The organism is Wolbachia endosymbiont (group A) of Tromatobia lineatoria (genome assembly GCF_964028565.1).
Lineage (GTDB): Bacteria > Pseudomonadota > Alphaproteobacteria > Rickettsiales > Anaplasmataceae > Wolbachia > Wolbachia pipientis.
Window position 1 is genome coordinate 321,882 of sequence record NZ_OZ034791.1, and the last position, 17,554, is coordinate 339,435.

A 17,554-nucleotide genomic window follows, 5' to 3' on the forward strand; every position below is an offset into this window, starting at 1 on the left:
TTAAATTTGTAGCTCTGTATCATTTGAGCTTGTTACTACTTTATATGTAAGTGCTATGAAAATACAATGTAATAGTTGTACTAAAACTTACTTAGTATCTCCTAAGCAAATTGGCGCGTCTGGAAGAAAGGTAAAATGTACGAACTGCAATCACATATGGCATGAATATCTAGAAGAAGTGTCAAACAAATCGCACTCTGCTAATATACAGGAAAAAAAAGTTAGTGGAAGGAATTTTTTACAAAATCTAGCATTTACCACTCTAGCTTTTGCAACAGCTACAGGGTTATGCGTCGTAATTGCTAACGGCATCTTTCCTAGAGAGATGAACAAAGCATACAAAACGATCAGTTTATACAAGGATTCAATAAGCTATAAATTAGGGTGCAAAAAAGAACAAACAGAAAGTCCAAATGTAAAAAAACTTGCTGTAAATAAGTTTTATCAAGACTACCTTTTTTTATCTAATTTAAGATCTAGTTAAATAGGCATACCGATATCGGTCTCTAGCTACTCAGATGGTGCTTAGGGTGACAGAGTTTTGAAAATAAGTTATTTTTTAGCAAAAAAGGCAGCTCATGAGTATTAAAATTGCACCTTCTATACTTTCAGCAGATTTTGCAAAATTAGGGGAAGAAGTAAGAAAAATTAGCGATTTAGGTGTGGATTACATACACATAGACGTTATGGATGGGAATTTCGTTCCAAATATTACAATTGGTCCTAGCGTTGTTTCTGCAATACGTAAATATAGCAATCTTCCTTTTGATGTGCATTTAATGGTCAAATCTCCTGGTAACCACATTGAAAGCTTTATAAATGCTGGTGCTGATATTATCACTGTACATGCAGAAGCAGAGATACACCTTGAGAGGTTGATAAGAAAGATAAAGTCATACAAAAATGTAAACGACGAAAAAAAACCGATTCAAGTTGGAGTTTCAATTGTTCCTTCAACTTCTCCAAGTGTGCTTGAATACATAATACATGAGCTAGATATTGTGCTGATTATGACAGTCAACCCTGGCTTTGGAGGGCAGGAATTCATTCATTCACAGTTGAACAAGATATCTACTATAAAAAAAATGATACAAGAGCGTAACCTTAAAACACAAATTTCAGTAGATGGTGGAATTAACTTTTCTAACGCAGCTGATATAATAAAAGCAGGTGCAGATATTTTAGTTGCGGGATCGGCGATATTCAAGGCTGAAGATATTAAGAAGGCCATAAACTATCTTAAAAATCCATTGTTGTGACCCTATATAGCTAAAGTGGCTTAGGTTTACCTACAATTTGAAAAACAACAAATTCGTCATTCCGCTACTCGTTAGCGGAATCTATACCGCGAATGAATTGCGGTATGACGTAGGGAAACCTTTCTTGGGTTGTATCAGTTCAGGAGAGTGGTTTAAGAAACAATAGATAGAAGGTTTTGGAAAGCCCATTTGTTTCCATGTTAAGTATAACGAAATTATCCGTTCAAGTTCCCCACTTCGATTGGGTAAAATATGAATTTTTGCGATAAACGACATAATGCCGTATCTGCTGTTCAGCATGGTTGTTTGTCAGCGGAATGTTTTCTGGGTCATCTAAAAAATTCCACATTATTCTTTCAGATTTCAAAATATTTTTTGCAACTCGAGAAGCTCCAATTGCTTCAGGTAAGCGGCTTCAAGTAATACCTTGTACGTTTTCGCAACTTTCTGGCACGTCTGGTAAATCTAAAAACATCTATCTCATTTTTTAGCAAGGCCTTTTTTAGTGCAAATAATTCAGTGGCTACGTTTCTTAAGTAACAGCCCAGAACTTTAACTTCAACTATGTGCTAATCTTTCAAAATCTCTTGATAAATGTGCCCAACAGATTTGCCTGTTCTTATCGGCAAAGTAGTTGTATGCTGCGTACCTGTCGTAAGCTATTGCGATTGCAGAACTTACTATTTTGTAAAACCTTCATTCCTCTTGACTCTGTCAATTTTATAAAACTTGCTGTATTACTGGCAAACATCCAGCACCAACCAAGTTTACCTTTGTTATAATGGCTCGTTTCATCGATATGCAGAACTTCACTTTTACTTACTTCTTGCTCGATTTGCTCATATGCTTCTTGGCATTTTTCTGCAACTCTAGCCTCGCTATTTGACACGCTACCAACACTGATGTCCAGGTTGAAAATATTTTTTATAATATTTGCTACTTCTCTTTTCGAGTTCTTGTAAAATCCGCTCAGCGCCGCGATTGTTGACTTAACTTTTGGACCAAATGTATCCGCAGTAACACCTTCTGGTAGCCTGCTACTTTTTCTTTTTCCACACTTGCAACAGCGGCCATTGGTATTCCACAACATAAGGCTTAATTTCTGGCAAATCAACTTTTTGATGAATGTATGGCTCTTTCGATATCGCAATTTCTCCTCCGCACTCGCAAGAACTCTATTTTCACCACTTCATCTGCCTCCATTTTAGGGCGATACTTTCCTTCATGCCCAATCTGTGCCCCTATTTTCCTGTCACTTTTTTTCTTTTTCTTCTTTAGCTTGTATAACTCTTTTGAGCTCGGTATCGATGAATTTTGTGAATTCAGACCTAGTCTTTCTTTCAATTCAGCATTTTCGATTCTTAGCGCCTTATTCTCAGATCTAAAATTTTCGTTTTCTATCTCTAACCTCTTTATCTCTGCTTTTAGTTGCTCTATCTCTATTTTAAAGCTTTCACAGAGCTTGAGAAGACTAGCTAGTAGATCAGACATATTTACCACACATACTACTTGTGATATTATGTTTTTAGCACTCCTTGTCTACTTTTTATTTTACCGCTCCGCTGAACGGATACCTTTTTTTACTGTTTGAGTATGTAAGGATTATGACGACCTATCCCAAACCTCAACTATATCCTCACTAAACTCTATTATCTTTGTTTTTTTAAACTGATAACAGTTGTTAATGAATTGAATCCCTAAATCTCCTACAAAAGGAGTGGCATCATTGCCTAAAATTTTACCACTGCGGCATATTATCAACCTGTCGATTAAATTACACTTTAATAGTTCTGTGATTAACACTCCTCCACCTTCAACTAATAATCTTGTTATACCAATTTCTGAAACAAGTTTTGATGCCATGTCCTTTAGGTAGGCTTTGCCTGCATCGTTTGAATTGACTTTCAAGTAGTTAATGTTTTTTATTTTTTTCTCTACTTCTTTATTTGTGATGACCCAAGTTATTACTTTGTCTGCAGTCTTTGCAATGTTATGCTCTTCCTTTAATCTCCCTTGACTATCTATAATTAGCCTTATTGGCGATCTACTTCCGAGTCCTGGTAATCTGCAAGTTAAGAGTGGATCATCATTAATAAGAGTATTGCTGCCGATCATAATTGCATCATATTTCGTTCTGAGCTCATGCACCCAGTTTCTCGTATTTTCACTTGTTATCCATTTGCTATCGCCTGTAAATGTTGCGATTTTTCCGTCAAGAGTTGTTGCGACTTTGCAAGCTATAAATGGTCTATGTAATTCTTTAGTGGTGAAAAAACCGACATTCAGTTCTTTTGCCTCTTTTTGCATAATACCTTGCTCAACTTCAATTCCTGCTTCTTTCAGAGCTTTCATGCCTCTGCCTGAAACTCTACTATCTGGGTCAATAGTTGCAATTACTACTCTTTTTATGCCAGCTTTTATGATTTTTGCAGTGCAAGGCCCCGTGACTCCGTGATGACAACATGGCTCAAGAGTGATATATATAGTTGCGCCATGAGTTGAATCTTTAGCGTTTTGCAAAGCGACTACCTCCGCATGCGGACGCCCACCAATCCCTGTATATCCCTCACTAACAATTGTACCATCTTTTACAATAACACACCCGACAGCAGGATTTGGTGCAACATTTCCAAGATTTTTTTCTGCAAGCCTTAATGCAATTGACATGAAATGATCATCAGTCATTAGAAAGAAGTCATTTCGTATGAGGTATCAAAAATTCTTCTGTGCTCGTGTATAGCAAATCTATCTGTCATACCTGAGATATAGTCACATATTATTACTGAACGCTGAGATTCACAAGCGAGTTTGCTCCACTCTGTGGGAAGTAATCCTGGGTTTTCATAAAAACATTGAAAGAGTTCCTGTATTATGCGTTTTGCTTTGTTCATCGTTCTACTCAGTTTATAGCTTCTGTATATTTTCTCCATGTTGAATCTTTTCATTTCTTTTGTAGCATTCGCAACTTCTGGTGAAAATGTGACTAGCATTTTATTTAGACTTCTTACGTCTTCTACGCTTTTTATTTTGTGATCTTCAATATTTCTTTCAGTCTGAGAAACAACATCACTTATCATAGTTCCTATAGTTCCACTCAGTGATTCATGTATGAGTTTGCTCTGAGGCAATTCTGAATATCTGCTCCTTATGTCTTTAAACATTTTTTCAATTAAAGGAACATTCAGCAAATCTTCGATGGTTACTAAATTCGCCCTGAGTGCATCATCAAGATCGTGAACACTGTAAGCAATATCATCGGCAATTGAAGCAACTTGCGCTTCAATGCTTGAAAATTCTTCAAGCTTTAGATCATATTTTTTGTTGTATTCTAATAACAGCTGATTATTTGTAGAAGACTCCGCGTTTTGACCAAGCAAGGGACCGTTATGTTTTGCAACTCCTTCAATCACCTCCCAACTTAGATTCATACCATCAAAATCAGCATGTTTTTGTTCGAGGTAAGTTAAAATCCTTATAGCTTGAACATTATGATCAAACTCATACTTCTCGTTATCAAGATTCAAATCTTGAACTGATTTCTTTAGAGCATCTTCACCTGCATGACCAAATGGAGGATGACCAAGATCATGTGCGAGCGCTATGCATTCAGTGATATCCTCATTTAAGCCAAGTCTACGCGCAATGGACCTTGCAATTTGTGCAACTTCAAGGCTATGAGTAAGCCGAGTGCGATAGTAGTCGTGCTCATAATTGATAAAAACTTGTGTTTTGTACTCCAATTTTCTAAACGCATTAGAGTGAATGATACGGTCCCTATCACGCTGAAAGCAGCTGCGATTCTCATCTTCTGGCTCTTTGAAGTATCTCCCTTTTGTTTTGCTTGGAAAACATGCATAATTTAATAGAAAATTATTGCTTGACATGTAAAATTTCTACTATAATAAGTTATCAATAATAAACGGTGGTTACTATGTCAACAAATTACAACATCAACTTAACTGATAATGCACTAAAAAAAATCCACTCTCTTGCAGAGCAGGAAGGGGATAAGAGTTCCATTTTACGGGTTGCAGTTTCAGGTGGTGGATGTTCTGGCTTCAAATACAATTTTCTTATGGATCAAATGAATAAAAATCTATCTTTGGATGATGAAGACGATGATTACGATGATGAGTTTGATGACGAAGACGAAGATGATGACTATGAAGAAAGTGAGGACTATAGAAGCCACTCCAGTTTTAGCGAAAAAGGTAAAGATATAGTAATTAATGATGAAAATGGAAACCCTGTATTAATGGTTGATAATTGTTCAGCAAAATTTTTAAATAACTCAGTTATAGATTATACTGAGGATCTCAGTGGTTCTGGTTTTCAAATAAAGAATGCCTTTGCTAAGTCTCAATGTGGTTGTGGTAACAGTTTTTCGGTTTAATTATTACTAAAACTTAGATGCCTTCTGGATCTTTTAAACATGGGTGGTAATGTAGCACTAGAACTAACTTCCGTAGATAAAAGCTTCAAGAACAATTCTGCTGTTGTAAAGGATATCAACTTAAGTGTCACAAGAGGGCAAGTAGTAGCGCTGATTGGCGATTCAGGTGCAGGGAAAACAACTATATTGCAAATCGCAGGCTTGTTGGACAAGCCAACTTCAGGTATAGTTACGATAGATGGAATAAATTGCACACAAGCCAGTAATAAGCATAAAACTCATGTAAGAAGAAATTTTCTTAGTTTTGTTTATCAATTTCACTATTTGTTACAAGAGTTATCGGTGTTGGAAAATATTATGCTTCCTCAACTCATTGCAGGAAAAAGCAAAGCTGAAGCAAAAAAAAATTCGCAAGCAATGTTGGAAAAATTTGGTCTGGAAAACAAAGCAAGTAGCATGGTATCTGAAGTTTCGGGTGGGGAAAGGCAGAGAGTTGCAATTGCAAGAAGCATTGTAAATTCTCCAAAGCTTTTACTTGCAGATGAGCCAACAGGAAATTTAGATCCAACAAATTCTTTTAAGGTGTTTTTACTGCTACATTCATACGTAAAGGAAAATAACAGCTCTATGCTTATAGTAACACACAATCATCTCCTTGCAGAAAAGGCAGACTGCATTTTCCAATTGAGAGATCGATCATTAGTGAAGTTGTGAATAGGAAAAATAGCACAATTTCTATGCCCTATACTTATCTAACCAATGATCATTAACAGAGTATAACTCGCATGAAATGCTTTCATTGCTTTTTATACACGGACTTTTTAACTTACGCTGTTTACTTAGGGAACACCCCGATAACATAAACACAGCTAAAACAAAAAATAATAGCTTTTTAAACATAACAAAACCTTTTCATTTATATTACTACACTCATTTCTCTTGTTTGTAAAGATTAGGCATATTCTTTTACCCTTACCTCTTTTTTGACCTTTTGAGAAGAAATAGTTGCACTATTCAAGCGCAGTTTTATATAATTGTCCACGATTTGAGTCACTTCCTCTTCTTTATCCTTTAGAAAGTGATTAGTATCATCTATTATATAGTATTTCATGTGATCACTTCTTACTGAATTTATCAACCTTTTTGCTAATTCTGTTACATCGCTTTCTTCTGAGATTGTATCATTACTGCTTTGCATTATAAGCCCAGAAACTGGACAGGGAGAAAGAAAAGAAAAATCGTACTTAGTTACCGGAAGAGAAAGAGCAATAAAACCCACTATCTCAGGGCGGCGCATTGTTAGCTGCATAGCCACCCATGCTCCAAAAGAAAAACCAGCGATCCAAATTGGAACATTGCTAGGATTATGTTCCTGAAGCCAATCAATGGCTACCGCAGCGTCAGTTAATTCTCCTATACCCTTATCAAAAGTTCCGGTAGATTTTCCCACACCACGAAAGTTAATTTTCAATGCAGAAAAATTGTTATCGATAAAAGACGTATATGTACTATGTACAATTTTACTATCCATATTACCACCATATTGAGGATGATGATGTAAAACCAGCACAACCGGCGCGTTGGCATCTTTGCTTTGGTGGTATTCACCTTCTATCTTTCTTGTTGCATTATTCAAAAAAACTTCAACCATGGTAACCCCTAATAAGAACCCGCTTGACAGGTATTAATGACGTGAGTTATTAATTATGTATTAATTTCGCTGTTTTTGCAATAAATTTTTTATCGTGTTAAAGCTAACGTACATAGTTATGGCTATAGTTGATGGTAAACTTATTTAAGTGACAGATGAGTCCATTCTCTTTAGAAAATAGTGGTTACGTATATGCTGATTACAATGCAACTGCTCCAATTAGTGAAAATGTAAAAAAAAGTATATTTGAGGTCTTGTTAAAACAAACGCTCAATCCATCATCACTACATAAAAGAGGACAAGAAGCGAGGAAGATTCTTCAGGATGCAAGAGATAACGTACGTGGTGCTATTGGCGTTTCAAGTGATAAAGAAATAGTTTTTACGTCTGGTGCAACTGAAGCGAATAACCTTGTTATGAGAGGAATAGCAGGCTACCTGCATATAATTTCAGCTATAGAGCATCCTTCAATTCTTAATTCTGCATGTAATCCATATATAATACCTGTTAATCAGGAGGGCATTGTTGACTTTTTAGAGCTAGAAAAAATTCTAAGCGAACTTAAAGGAAACAAAGCAATAGTTTCAGTTATGATGGCAAATAACGAAACCGGAGTTATTCAACCTATTGAGGAAATGGCTAAAATAGTACACAAGTTTGGAGCAATTTGCCACACTGACACTGCTCAAAGTGTTGGGAAAATTAAAGTTAATATGGAAGATTTAGGAGTGGATTTACTCACTTTATCCGCCCATAAATTTGGCGGTGTAGCAGGCAGTGGAGTTTTAATATTCAATAAAGAACTTGCGATAGAACCTATTATAATAGGTGGTGGACAAGAGAAGGGATTTCGTGGTGGTACGGAAAATATTGTTGCGATTGCAGGCCTTTCTGCTGCACTGCAAAATATTCCAGACCTTCTATCAAAAATGGATGAAGTAAAGGAGCTACGTGATCAATTAGAGTGTGAATTATTAAATCTTGCCAGTGACATAAGAATCTTCGGTAAAAACTCTAAGAGGCTGCCAAACACAAGTTTTATTTATATGCCAGGAGTAAAGAGTGATGTGCAGCTTATGCATTTTGACTTGAATCATATTGCAGTTAGTAATGGCTCCGCATGTTCTTCTGGAAAAGTTGAGCCTTCCCATGTTTTGCTTGCAATGGGGGCAACAAAAGAGCAAGCAGAGTGTTCAATTAGAATCAGTATAGGTCCAGAAACTAAACCACAAGACATAAAAAAAATAGTGGATTGTTGGTATAATATCTACAAGCAGAACACCTTGGTATAGATAATACGTGGTATCATGCAGGCACTGGCCGAGCATTAGATGTAAAAAATTACTTTACAACCCCGCGGTATCTCTAGATCCCGCTAACAAGCAGCGGGATGACGGTTGTTAGGCTAGCTGTCATCCAAGTAGCTGACACTGGTTCCTTTATGACGGCAGTGCCCCTATGGTGTCATTCCAGTGTCCTGACTACTTGGATCTAGCAAGCTTTGCTTGCAAATAAGTCTAATACGTGTCGCGTTTTATGCCAAAACACAATTGGAGTTACATGCAAAATAGATCCCAGACTGGGATGACAAAAAAAGAGCACTGGAATGACACCATTTGCTGTGCAATTTACCTTCAAAAATGAATGTTCGTACAGCTATGGATTCATTCGCGGTATCTCACCATAGATCCCGCTGACAAGCAGCGGTATGACGGTTATCAGTAAACATGAATTACTTTAGCTATGCAATCAGGCTTCCTAAAAACACTTTGTAGCCAATCAATTCTTGAGTATAAAAAGAATTCCTTTAATAATAAGGTATGCTAATCAGGAATTTAATAAAACAAGCAACTCAAGTAGGAAGCAGTGAAAATGCAATACGGTATGTCGAATATCTCTATCAATTTGAGAAGTTTAGAAACACATTAAACCTCACTTTATCACTAATAAAGCAAAACAGGCTCTCATTTGAAATATACCAAGAGGGATTAGTGGATATGGAAGAGGGAGTGTGTAAGACAATCAGGTCTTCCAGTGTAAATAGATATGTTATTGTACTGAGGAAGTCAAACCCATACATTATAGTGCATGAACTTTCACACATGGTTGAAAATGAACTGAACTTAAGTTTGGAACAGGAATTTCTCCATAAAGTTTACCAGGATATTGAGCAGAACCTAAAGCAAGCAAATATTCTTGTGCAGAAAATTATCGGCCAAGTTATATTTAAGGAGATACAGGCTTATCAAACTGCAAAATCACGCGCATCTGAATTATTTGCACGCTATTTTGAGCTATTTGCTTGGGCGCAGGAGGTTTACCCTAAAGATAAAGAATACTTAATCCGCACTCAAGACTTAAACAAAGTGTTCCTTGCTACTGACCAATGGAAAAAGAGCTACCTGGATCCACAAATAATGGAGAGAGTAGATAAAGAAATCAAGGAATACAGCAATAAAACTGTCTTTAAAGATGTAACCAAAGTGCAAAGCAGTTGGACTAATAAATTTTCTCCTGGGGGCAAAAAAATTAGCTCTATATTTGGAGATGATGATTAGCTTATAGTGCAGGTTTTCCTACGTCATGCCGCCGCGAACCGTCATACCGCGATTCATTCTTTTGGTGTACGAACATTGCAATTTGCAGGTAATTTTAGTAGTAGATGGTGTCATTCCAGTGCTTGACACTGGAATCCAGGAATTTGGATTGGGCACTAAGTTGGTGAGCATAAAAGTGGCTGATCTTATGTTAAAACACAACGTTCTTGATGAGATTACGGCAAGGCTGGATTCCAGTGTCAAGCACTGGAATGACACCATTTGCTGTGCAGTTTACCTTTAAGAATGAATGTTCGTACAGTTGTGCGCGGTATCTCATCAGCTAACACGTAGCGGAATGACGGTTGTCGGTAAATCTTTTAGCTATAGAAGTTAACTTTGCAGTTAACTTCTACAGCGTTTCAAAGTATAGTTTTGGTAATACAGTAACTAAATATACATGAAAACCATTTTAGCTGTTGAAACAAGCTGCGACGAAACTGCAGTAGCGATTGTAAATAGTGACAAGCAAGTCCTTGCTCACAAGATTCTTTCTCAAGTAGAACACAAAAAACGCGGTGGGGTGATTCCTGAGATAGCTTCACGTGCTCATATGGAACATTTAAGTGGCCTGATAAAAAGCGCTGTAAAAAAATCTAACCTTAACTTTTGTGACCTCAATGCAATTGCAGCAACATCAGGACCAGGACTCATAGGTGGATTAATAGTTGGTACAATGATGGCTAAAGCAATTGCGCATGTAGCACAAAAACCGTTCATTGCAGTGAATCACTTAGAAGCGCATGCATTGGTTATTAGGTTACTGCATGAGGTAAAATTTCCATTTTTAGTCCTATTAATATCAGGTGGTCACTGTCAATTTTTAATTGCACAGGATGTAGGCAAATACGTTAAACTTGGAGAAACGCTTGATGACTCGCTGGGTGAAGCGTTCGATAAAGTTGCTAAGATGCTGGGTTTAAGCTACCCAGGAGGCCCATTAATTGAAAAGTTGGCTAAAAAAGGCAATGGCACAAGATTCAAACTGCCAAGGGCAATGATAAAACGTTCTGGATGTAACTTTTCGTTTTCTGGAATTAAAACAGCAGTAAAAAACTTAGTGCAAGAACTGAAAATGAGCGAGCAAGATGTGTGTGATGTATGTGCTTCGTTTCAAGAGTGTATTAGTGACATACTGCTGGACAGGGTTAGTAATGCGATTATTATAGCCGAATCTTTAAATATCAAAATCAATGACTTTGTGATTACCGGCGGAGTTGCAGCAAATAATTTCTTGAGAGAAAAATTAAAGCAACACATAAACTTAAACATATTTTTTCCTCCCAACAACCTATGTACAGATAATGCAATAATGGTTGGATGGGCAGGAATTGAAATGTTACAGAAAAGCTATATAGATTCTCTCAATTTTGCACCAAGACCTAAGTGGGAGTTAGAGAGTTATTAAAAGCTCTCAATTCTGAATTATAGCTAAAGTGACTTAGGTTCTCTAATTGCACATAAGTCAACAATAATTTTCACACAAATCAAAACAGCATATCTTCTCCATAATCCTTGGTAATTTTACATAAGTTAAAAGTAGCATATGGTTCTCTCCGCGGTCTGAGATGACAATAAATTTGTCAAGCCGCATTATACTTGTTAGGCGGAAGTGGACGGCAACATGTTTACCACGAAGTCTAACTAAGTTCTTGCTTGTCCCTTCCATCGGCATTGCTATCTTTATTTTCAATAAAATTATTGTCCTATGCTCTTTTGATGTTTATTGATAATAAAATTCTGTTTTATCAACCAACATCCTATGCATAATTACAGCTAATTTTCTTGCTACTGCTACAATTGCTTTTTTCATTCCTTTTTTCTTCGCAACCACAGTTTTTTAATTTAAATGTCCTCTTGGTAACTGTAAGCATTGTTTGTGCAGCTTCATATAACATACTTCTACATTCCGCTGGTCCCATCTTTGATATGCTGCCATGCCGATCAACTTCTCCAGAAGAATATTGCCTTGGTGTCAACCCTATATATGCTCCAACTGTATCAGATTTCTCAAACCTATGTGGGTTATCAATTGCAGCTTTATACGTCATTGCTACTATAATCCCCACTCCTGGAACAGTAGTTAACAATTTACAATCATCGTCTTTTTCACCTTGTTCTGAAAGCATTTTGTCAAGCTTTCTTAATGACTTTTCTATTGCTTCCAAACTACAAACTAACGCTTCAATTGAACTCCTACTGATTTCATCCAAATTATTTATTGCCTCTTGTATTCTTAAAGCGAAAGTTTCAAATTTTGATCCTTTACCGACCATGTATCTTCAACAACCCTCTTATTGTTCCAATAACCTGCTGTTTGCTACACATTAGCTGTCTTCTGCTTCCAAGCGCTATTTTAATTTGACAACTGATTTTACTAACACTTCTCATCATCTGCGCTATACCCCTCGCATCGTTTTTATCATTCTTATTGATTCTTGCAGACAACGCTGCTGCCATATGCCTTGCATCTACACAAATTACTGGTAATCCAAAACTCCTTAACTCTTTGCACATTGATATTGACAACTATCCACTTTCTATTCCTATGGGTTCGTATTTTTTGCCTTGGCTAATCTGCTATTGCCTTACTTTCGCTTGCAACAACTTCTTCCTTAACAACTTTTCCTTTCTCATCAACGATACTTATAAAAGTTTCTTTTAATGAGATCGCTATAATATTTCATGACCTACTGTAAAAGTTTAAATTATTTTTGAAGAACCAATTCATTGAATTTGTTACTTCGTGCTAAAATAATGGAGTATGTCTCTCCATCATTCAATAGCAATTAGAGTATGTTTAGCTATAATTTGAAAAACAAAAATTCGTCATTCTGCTACTAGTTAGCGGGATCTAGAGGTACCGCGGCGGCATGACGTAGGATTGCTGTCATCCCGCTGCTTGTTAGTGGCTAAGAGATACTGTGAATAAATCACGGTATGACGGTTAAGTATCCCGCTACGTGTTAGCGGCTGAGATAACGCGAATAAATCGCGGGATGACGTGTTGCTTGGGTCAGCTATAGAAGCAAAACTCATCATTTTGAAAGAGGAGGAGATTTTTCCGGACCCTCAGCGGAGATTGATTTTGGATCTGATAATTCTGTATTTACCTTGATTGGCTCTAATGGAGTTTTCTGCTCTTCCGGTTTATCATCTGGAATTGGAACAGGCCAATCCATAATGTTTTGCGGTATAACTTCTGCTTCTTTAGCTTCTTTTTGACCTGTTGAAGATGATGCATCAACTCCTGCATTTTTGGTAACTTCTTGTTTTAGTTGTTTATTTTCTTCTTGCAGTTGCTTTAAATTTTTCTTTAACTCGTCAATCTCTCTTATTTTTTGTTTTAATTGTTCAGATATAGTTAGTTTGTCTCTAGTCAATTTTTTGTTTTCTTGTCTTAACCCACTAGCTGTTCTGCTTGAGTTGTTGTTTACAGCTTGTATACCTTAGTCTTGCTGCTGCATGCTTGTTCCTCTACTTTCATATTCAACTTCAGTTTGAGTTGATGTAGCTGCCTGACCTTTTTCCTGCTGTAATATGTTCTGCAGTTGCTCTAGACTCTCTTTGACAGATGCCAGCTCTTCCTGTGTACACGTTAACATCCCTTCCTTTTCCTTAAGTTGATATTGAAGTTTTTCTATTTCCCTCTTCGTATTTTCTTCGCTTAGCTCATCTGCAAGTGATCTTCCAGGTTCAAGTTGTCGAATTTTCCTCTCTAAGTCTTCCTTTTCTCTCTGTAATCCATTTAATTCTTTAGACAATTGGTTCGCCGTTTCAGCCAATGTATTGTTTTCCTTTTTTGTTTCCATTAACTGTTCTGCCAACTGCTTTTTATGATCATCGTTTAAACCTTCCACTATTTTCTTCAGGTCATTCTCCAAATTTGCATTCTTTTCCTTTAGTACAGTTAAATTAGCTTCACTTTGCTTCAATTTTCTCTGTAATTCTTTATTTGCCTCATTTGTTTCACCTTCCTTATCTTTCAACTGATCATTTAAGTTCTTTATTACATCATTTTTATCCTGTAGTTCTTCCTCTTGTTCCTTTATTCTTTGACCTCTTTCAAATATCGCTCGCTGTTGTTCATTGACTTTATCTCTCAAGGAGTCACGTTCTAATCTTAGATCCTCAAGCTGCTTTGCCTGCACTGCAAAATATTTAGCAAATGTTTCTTTTTCTTCCTCTAATTCCTCAACTTCATCTTTTAATCCTTCTTGCTCATACTCTTCTTCATCACCAGACATATCATCCTCAAATATTTCATCTTCATCACTAAATTCACTGCTGGTGGATATAGAACTTCTACGTGAAGAAGGTGTGCTAGGAGAGGAATACCCACTGCTGCTTGGTGTAGGTGACTGTGGTGATATATGTAGATCTTTTGTAAATATTTCCTCTGCTGGTACTTGCTGATCGTCTACACTCTTGGATATGCCAGTAAAAGCTTGATACAGAGTTTTTCCGTTGATAAAAACTTCTTTATTTTGTCCAACTAACTTTAATACTTCTTCTGAACTCGTTATTCCTCCAAATTTTGGCTCACCAATAACACTCTGTATACCACCAGAATCCAATTTTACGGTCATGCTACAGTCTATGCTGTTACCTTCAGAATCCTTAGCCTGCCAATTAATGGTCATTTCACATGAGCTTGAACCAGTAAAATCATAGTGCCTTTCGCTGCCTTTTTTGGTTGCAGTTATTTGACTATCTTTCCCTAAAGATATGTTATAAACCTTACCTTCACTGCTGGTCCTTAAAATATTGCTAATTTCTATTGGTTTTTCTTCATTTTCAAATCTAATTTTGAAGTCATTATCCTTTGTTGGATACACTAAGAAATTTTGACCAGGCAGAGACGACTTAAGTTCTTTATGCATTGCGTCTATTGATTGCTCAAATTTTTGGAACTCCTTTTCCCACTTTAAATTTATCTGTCCTGTAATGTCCTCATCTTTGCGTAAAGGACCAATGAAGTACCAGATTAAATTTTCTTCCTCCAGTCTTTTGATAAAATCCTGAAGATCGTTGCAAGATTCAATGACATTTAAAGTATCATTTTTCTTTTGTTCATCTACATCTAAACTTTGACTTTCAGCTATAAATACATTTTCGTTTTCCTGTGGCATAATTTTACATTTTAAAAAATATACTATAATATTAACAGATTTCTTTAAAAAATCAACTAATTGTTGGATAAATAAACTTGAGCATTTGGCCAAAATGTTATATAGTAGTCACTTCAAGAAGTACAGTATGGACAATACCATTATAAGAAAATACGATATTAGAGGTATAGTAGGCAAAGATTTGCAGATTAATGATGGGTACGAGATAGGTAGAAAGTTTGGCCAAACCGTAGCTAGTGTTTGTGTCGGCTACGACAGCAGAATAGATTCACCAGGTATAGAAAGAGAATTAATTAGGGGCTTAACTTTATCCGGTGCAAATGTTATACGCGTTGGACTATGCTCTTCACCTATGCTTTACGCTGCAACACAAATCACACAGGCGGATCTTGGTATCATAATAACTGCCTCTCATAACCCCAGCGAATATAATGGCTTTAAATTTTTTAGTAATAAAAAAGTCTTCTCAGATCAAGAAATGAAGGAAATTATAAGCAGTCCAATTAAAAACAGCACAAGAATTGGAAGCTTAATTAACATAAATATATATAGTGAGTACATTAGCATATTGAAAAGTGCAGTGAAGAATAATACTACACAGAAATTAAAAATAGCCTGGGATTGTGGAAATAGTCCAGCAAGTGGAATTATAAGTTATATTGAAAAGATCTTGCCTGGTCATACGCACATCGTAACCAATAACTCTATAGATGGGGCATTTCCACTGCATGATCCAGATCCCATAGAGGAAAAAAATCTTGCTCAATTAATTGACATTGTGAAGGAATATGGATGTGATCTTGGCATTGCGCTAGATGGCGATAGTGATAGGGTGCGCTTAATTGATAATAAAGGCAACGTTGTTTCCAATGACCATTTATTTATAATTTTTGCACGTGAAGTGTTGGAGGAATATCCAGAAAGCAAAGTTATTGCTAACGTAAAAATGAGTATGAAAGTGCATGATTTTGTTAGCAAGTTAGGAGGGCAAGTTATCACCTGTGCTACTGGACATTCACTAGTTAAGAAGAAGATGGTAGAGGAAGAGGCAAAGTTTGCTGGTGAATTAAGCGGGCACTTCTTCTTTTCTGAGCTAAGTTTTGATGATGGGCTATATTCTGCTGTTAAAGCAGTTGACATTTTGCTTAAGAAAAACCAAAGCCTATCTCAGGTGATTGAGGATTTACCGAAGTTATATATCACTCATGAAGTGAAGATTGTAGTGAAAGATGAGAAAAAGTTTCAAATAATTGAGTCAATAAAGAAAACACTGGAGCAGCAAAATATTGTATTTTCAGATCTTGATGGTGTTAAGGTAACCGATAATAAAGGTTGGTGGCTTCTTAGGGTATCAAATACGCAAAACTGCATTACAGCAAGATGCGAAGGAGAGACTTTAGAGGGTTTTGAACTTACTAAAAAGGTTTTGTTCCATTACATTGATGAAGCAAGGTCTTTAAATTGTAGCTACTCACAGAAATAAATTTGATTTATAAAATTGACATGAAAGTATAAAGATAAATAGGCTAAATGTACTTATCACCTGGTCAGGCTGCAGCATTATTTCGTGTAACCGTTTGCGGGTCCACTTAATTCTGCAATTCTTTGATCTCACTCATGGAGAGGCCAGTAAACTTAACAATAGTGGTGACATCAACATTATTAGCCAGCATTGTTTTTGCAACTTCAATTTTTCCTTCCTTTTTAGCATCATCAAGTTTTTGTTCAAGAACAGCCCGTTCATCACGAATACGTTTTATTTCCTGTTCGTAGGCAATAAATTCTTTCTCTGACCAGTTGAATCTATTTAGTTCTTCATATGCCTTTTTAATTATTACATCACTACCTATTATCTTTTCCAATTCTTCTTCGCTAGTTTCATCTGCATATTTAAAATAATAGATCCATTTTTCAACTATACTCTCCAATTGGTCTTCTTTAGTTTTAGGAAATTTTGGTAACTCAATAAATGTAAAATAAAAATCTTTTAAATCATGTTCATAGCTATCTTTGTCTAACATTACATGATCTGACTTATACTCAGATTTATTAGGAAAGAGAATACAATCAGCAATAGCTATAAAAATGATTTCTTTAAGACCCTGATATTGATCACCTTTATCAGCTTGCCTTGAATAAGCTTTAGCAGCGTAATATTGAGCGCGTTTTTCAAAGCCTTTAGTTTTGGCAACTTGCATTTCGACTATTACTTGCACCCCATTTTCATCCCTGCAAAGAACATCAACGATACTTTGTTTTTTAGAGGCAATTTCAGCATCTTGAATAGTGCTGAGGAATTCTATTTCTTTTATTTCATCTTTGCCAGTGAACCCCAAAATATCATTGAGAAAGTGAATGAGGATGTCTTTATTTTTTTCAGTACCAAAAATACGCCGGAACGCAACATCATTCTTGGGGTCGAGAAATTTAGAAAGAGCCATAAAAAAATTTTTAAATGTATCTTTATATTATATATTCTTATTAATAATAATTCAATAATTTGTCGTCTTTTTTGTTAACTT

The 17,554-nt window shown here is 36.2% G+C and carries 16 protein-coding genes and 2 pseudogenes; 9 read left to right on the plus strand and 9 right to left on the minus strand.

What is annotated here, in order from left to right; translation table 11 throughout:
- Nucleotides 1–55: 55 nt before the first annotated feature.
- Both ABWU48_RS01695 and rpe read left to right on the plus strand, forming a co-directional pair.
- Nucleotides 56–484 carry a zinc-ribbon domain-containing protein gene (locus ABWU48_RS01695; RefSeq protein WP_353288445.1) on the plus strand — a complete coding sequence of 143 codons (429 nt, stop codon included), beginning with the start codon at nt 56–58 and terminating at the stop codon, nt 482–484.
- 94 nt (nt 485–578) lie between these two features.
- On the plus strand, nt 579–1,259 hold the full coding sequence (gene rpe, locus ABWU48_RS01700; protein WP_264706008.1) for a ribulose-phosphate 3-epimerase: 681 nt from the start codon (nt 579–581) through the stop codon (nt 1,257–1,259).
- Nucleotides 1,260–1,411: 152 nt separating this feature from the next.
- Here rpe and tnpC read toward each other — a convergent pair.
- The 3 genes and pseudogenes from tnpC to ABWU48_RS01715 all read right to left on the minus strand — a co-directional run bounded on the left by tnpC (nt 1,412) and on the right by ABWU48_RS01715 (nt 5,143).
- Nucleotides 1,412–2,750, minus strand: a pseudogene (gene tnpC, locus ABWU48_RS01705) (IS66 family transposase).
- 111 nt (nt 2,751–2,861) lie between these two features.
- The gene (ribD, locus tag ABWU48_RS01710; RefSeq protein WP_209473133.1) at nt 2,862–3,944 is read right to left on the minus strand and encodes a bifunctional diaminohydroxyphosphoribosylaminopyrimidine deaminase/5-amino-6-(5-phosphoribosylamino)uracil reductase RibD; all 1,083 of its coding nucleotides are present in this window, start codon (nt 3,942–3,944) and stop codon (nt 2,862–2,864) included.
- Entirely contained in the window at nt 3,944–5,143 is a 1,200-nt protein-coding gene (locus tag ABWU48_RS01715; protein ID WP_353288446.1) for a deoxyguanosinetriphosphate triphosphohydrolase, read from the minus strand. The genes ribD and ABWU48_RS01715 overlap by 1 nt, the downstream gene beginning before the upstream one ends.
- Nucleotides 5,144–5,190: 47 nt before the next feature.
- Here ABWU48_RS01715 and ABWU48_RS01720 point away from each other — a divergent pair, with 47 nt between their 5' ends.
- Together ABWU48_RS01720 and ABWU48_RS01725 are read left to right on the plus strand one after the other, a co-directional pair.
- Nucleotides 5,191–5,652: a HesB/IscA family protein gene (locus ABWU48_RS01720; protein WP_010081891.1), complete on the plus strand. Its 462-nt coding sequence runs from the start codon at nt 5,191–5,193 to the stop codon at nt 5,650–5,652.
- Nucleotides 5,653–5,691: 39 nt separating this feature from the next.
- Nucleotides 5,692–6,366 carry an ABC transporter ATP-binding protein gene (locus tag ABWU48_RS01725; protein ID WP_007549198.1) on the plus strand — a complete coding sequence of 225 codons (675 nt, stop codon included), beginning with the start codon at nt 5,692–5,694 and terminating at the stop codon, nt 6,364–6,366.
- Nucleotides 6,367–6,604: 238 nt separating this feature from the next.
- Here the strand turns inward: ABWU48_RS01725 and ABWU48_RS01735 are convergent, their stop codons facing one another.
- A complete protein-coding gene (locus ABWU48_RS01735) occupies nt 6,605–7,303 on the minus strand; it encodes an alpha/beta hydrolase (protein WP_353288447.1) in 699 nt (232 codons plus the stop codon).
- Between the two features lie 155 nt (nt 7,304–7,458).
- Between ABWU48_RS01735 and ABWU48_RS01740 the strand changes: the two genes are divergently transcribed.
- The 4 genes from ABWU48_RS01740 to tsaD all read left to right on the plus strand — a co-directional run bounded on the left by ABWU48_RS01740 (nt 7,459) and on the right by tsaD (nt 11,308).
- Nucleotides 7,459–8,595, plus strand: coding sequence for a cysteine desulfurase family protein (locus ABWU48_RS01740; RefSeq protein ID WP_209473123.1), 1,137 nt, complete (start codon nt 7,459–7,461; stop codon nt 8,593–8,595).
- A 528-nt stretch (nt 8,596–9,123) separates the two neighbouring features.
- The gene (locus ABWU48_RS01745) at nt 9,124–9,861 is read left to right on the plus strand and encodes a hypothetical protein (protein WP_209473121.1); all 738 of its coding nucleotides are present in this window, start codon (nt 9,124–9,126) and stop codon (nt 9,859–9,861) included.
- An 82-nt stretch (nt 9,862–9,943) separates the two neighbouring features.
- Entirely contained in the window at nt 9,944–10,144 is a 201-nt protein-coding gene (locus tag ABWU48_RS01750) for a hypothetical protein (RefSeq protein ID WP_264706012.1), read from the plus strand.
- A gap of 156 nt (nt 10,145–10,300) precedes the next feature.
- Nucleotides 10,301–11,308, plus strand: a complete 1,008-nt coding sequence (gene tsaD / locus ABWU48_RS01755) for a tRNA (adenosine(37)-N6)-threonylcarbamoyltransferase complex transferase subunit TsaD (RefSeq protein ID WP_209473117.1) — start codon at nt 10,301–10,303, stop codon at nt 11,306–11,308.
- Nucleotides 11,309–11,660: 352 nt separating this feature from the next.
- Here the strand turns inward: tsaD and ABWU48_RS01760 are convergent, their stop codons facing one another.
- From ABWU48_RS01760 to ABWU48_RS01775, 4 genes and pseudogenes are all read right to left on the minus strand, one after another.
- On the minus strand, nt 11,661–12,176 hold the full coding sequence (locus ABWU48_RS01760; protein WP_353286540.1) for a transposase: 516 nt from the start codon (nt 12,174–12,176) through the stop codon (nt 11,661–11,663).
- Nucleotides 12,166–12,429 carry a hypothetical protein gene (locus tag ABWU48_RS01765; protein WP_007552904.1) on the minus strand — a complete coding sequence of 88 codons (264 nt, stop codon included), beginning with the start codon at nt 12,427–12,429 and terminating at the stop codon, nt 12,166–12,168. The genes ABWU48_RS01760 and ABWU48_RS01765 overlap by 11 nt, the downstream gene beginning before the upstream one ends.
- 509 nt (nt 12,430–12,938) lie before the next feature.
- Nucleotides 12,939–13,283, minus strand: coding sequence for a hypothetical protein (locus ABWU48_RS01770; RefSeq protein WP_353288448.1), 345 nt, complete (start codon nt 13,281–13,283; stop codon nt 12,939–12,941).
- Nucleotides 13,284–13,352: 69 nt separating this feature from the next.
- A pseudogene (locus tag ABWU48_RS01775) lies at nt 13,353–15,125 on the minus strand (hypothetical protein); the annotation flags it as partial.
- Between the two features lie 34 nt (nt 15,126–15,159).
- Here ABWU48_RS01775 and ABWU48_RS01780 point away from each other — a divergent pair.
- Nucleotides 15,160–16,515, plus strand: a complete 1,356-nt coding sequence (locus tag ABWU48_RS01780) for a phosphomannomutase/phosphoglucomutase (protein WP_353288450.1) — start codon at nt 15,160–15,162, stop codon at nt 16,513–16,515.
- Nucleotides 16,516–16,621: 106 nt separating this feature from the next.
- Here ABWU48_RS01780 and ABWU48_RS01785 read toward each other — a convergent pair whose 3' ends face one another.
- On the minus strand, nt 16,622–17,473 hold the full coding sequence (locus tag ABWU48_RS01785; protein ID WP_015589151.1) for an Rpn family recombination-promoting nuclease/putative transposase: 852 nt from the start codon (nt 17,471–17,473) through the stop codon (nt 16,622–16,624).
- Nucleotides 17,474–17,554 lie beyond the last annotated feature (81 nt).

Excerpts from the sequence above, each read along its gene's own strand:
- ABWU48_RS01695 (WP_353288445.1), top strand. The coding sequence starts at position 56 with ATGAAAATACAATGTAATAGTTGTACTAAAACTTACTTAGTATCTCCT.
- rpe (WP_264706008.1), top strand. The coding sequence starts at position 579 with ATGAGTATTAAAATTGCACCTTCTATACTTTCAGCAGATTTTGCAAAA.
- ribD (WP_209473133.1), bottom strand. The coding sequence starts at position 3,944 with ATGACTGATGATCATTTCATGTCAATTGCATTAAGGCTTGCAGAAAAA.
- ABWU48_RS01715 (WP_353288446.1), bottom strand. The coding sequence starts at position 5,143 with ATGTCAAGCAATAATTTTCTATTAAATTATGCATGTTTTCCAAGCAAA.
- ABWU48_RS01720 (WP_010081891.1), top strand. The coding sequence starts at position 5,191 with ATGTCAACAAATTACAACATCAACTTAACTGATAATGCACTAAAAAAA.
- ABWU48_RS01725 (WP_007549198.1), top strand. The coding sequence starts at position 5,692 with ATGGGTGGTAATGTAGCACTAGAACTAACTTCCGTAGATAAAAGCTTC.
- ABWU48_RS01735 (WP_353288447.1), bottom strand. The coding sequence starts at position 7,303 with ATGGTTGAAGTTTTTTTGAATAATGCAACAAGAAAGATAGAAGGTGAA.
- ABWU48_RS01740 (WP_209473123.1), top strand. The coding sequence starts at position 7,459 with ATGAGTCCATTCTCTTTAGAAAATAGTGGTTACGTATATGCTGATTAC.
- ABWU48_RS01745 (WP_209473121.1), top strand. The coding sequence starts at position 9,124 with ATGCTAATCAGGAATTTAATAAAACAAGCAACTCAAGTAGGAAGCAGT.
- tsaD (WP_209473117.1), top strand. The coding sequence starts at position 10,301 with ATGAAAACCATTTTAGCTGTTGAAACAAGCTGCGACGAAACTGCAGTA.
- ABWU48_RS01760 (WP_353286540.1), bottom strand. The coding sequence starts at position 12,176 with ATGGTCGGTAAAGGATCAAAATTTGAAACTTTCGCTTTAAGAATACAA.
- ABWU48_RS01780 (WP_353288450.1), top strand. The coding sequence starts at position 15,160 with ATGGACAATACCATTATAAGAAAATACGATATTAGAGGTATAGTAGGC.
- ABWU48_RS01785 (WP_015589151.1), bottom strand. The coding sequence starts at position 17,473 with ATGGCTCTTTCTAAATTTCTCGACCCCAAGAATGATGTTGCGTTCCGG.